The 1,185-nt window shown below is 72.2% G+C and carries 2 protein-coding genes; both read left to right on the top strand.

The features are described from left to right. Positions 1–223: 223 nt before the first annotated feature. Positions 224–910, top strand: a complete 687-nt coding sequence (locus TSO221_RS34640; protein ID WP_109122976.1) for a VTT domain-containing protein — start codon at positions 224–226, stop codon at positions 908–910. Between the two features lie 73 nt (positions 911–983). Next, positions 984–1,185, top strand: a 202-nt coding sequence (locus TSO221_RS34635; RefSeq protein ID WP_247878409.1) for an S-adenosylmethionine synthetase N-terminal domain-containing protein, incomplete at its 3' end; no start/stop codon positions are given.

Genomic DNA, 1,185 nt, shown 5'->3' with positions numbered 1-1,185 from the left:
CGCATGATGTGGATGCTCTCGGCCTCGAGGCGTTGCAGGTGGGTCAGGCGGGCGGCGGGCAAGGCGGTCACGGCGGCACCGGTGGCTGCGTCGATCCCATGCCTATACTGCGCCGGGGCCGGGTCCGGGAAGGAAGCCGATGCCTGGGCTGCGCAAATGCCTTTCGCCGCACCGCACGCGCCATGGTATGGGAAGCCGCGAACACCACGAGAGCGCCCGTTCGATGGCCGAACCGCCCGTCCGTCTCCGCCCCGCCCTGCGCATGCCCTCCTTGCGCACCCTGGCCCGGCTTCTCGTCGTCCTGGGGCCGGTCGCCGCGGGCAGTGCCTGGGTGGCGCACAGCGGGATCGGCGCCGCCGAGCTGCAGGCGCTGATCCGCCACCACCCGGCGGCTCCGGCCATGTTCCTGCTGATCCACATCGCCGTCAGCCTGCTGTTCCTGCCGCGCACGATGATGGCGATGGTGGCCGGGGCGATCTTCGGCGCCGGCTGGGGCGTGGCCTGGGCGGCGCTCGGCAGCGTGCTGGGGGCAGTGGCCGGCTTCCTGCTGACGCGCTGCGTGGCCGGCGGTCTCGCGGACACTGCCGTCATGGCGCGCTTCGCCGACGTGCTGCGCCGGGTCGAGGGCGGCGGCTGGCGCGCCGTGGCGATGCTGCGCCTCGTGCCGGTCATCCCGCACAGCGCGGCGAACTACGCGCTCGGCCTGACGCGGCTGCCGCTCGGCGCCTACGCCCTGGGCTCGCTGGTCGGGCAGCTGCCGATGACCGTCGCCTTCGTGGAGTTCGGCGCCGCCGGCAACGGCGTCCTGTCCGGCAAGCCGGACTGGCTGCTGCCGACCGCCGCCGGCGTCGCCATGCTGGCGTTGTCCGTGCTGCTGCCGAAGCTCGCGGCGCGGCGTGCCGCATCATAGAGGGCTTGTTCCAAGGCGGCGGGGCGCGTAAACACGGATCCTCTTGCGTGTGCAGCAGACAGTCGAGGGCGCCGTGGCCAAGCAGAACTACGTCTTCACCAGCGAATCCGTGTCGGAAGGCCATCCGGACAAGGTCGCCGACCGGATCTCCGACGCCATCGTCGACCTCTACTTGTCGCACGACCCGTTTGCCCGCGTCGCGGTGGAGACGCTGACCACCACCAACCAGGTGGTGCTGGCCGGCGAGGTGCGCGGGCCGGAGAGCATCACGCCGG

The organism is Azospirillum sp. TSO22-1 (assembly GCF_003116015.1).
Lineage (GTDB): Bacteria > Pseudomonadota > Alphaproteobacteria > Azospirillales > Azospirillaceae > Azospirillum.
Note: the sequence above shows the minus strand (reverse complement) of the source record. Positions and strands in the feature narration are given on the sequence as shown.

What these genes read in the sequence shown, in the direction of transcription:
- TSO221_RS34640 (WP_109122976.1), top strand. Translation starts at nt 224, where the DNA reads ATGGCCGAACCGCCCGTCCGTCTCCGCCCCGCCCTGCGCATGCCCTCC.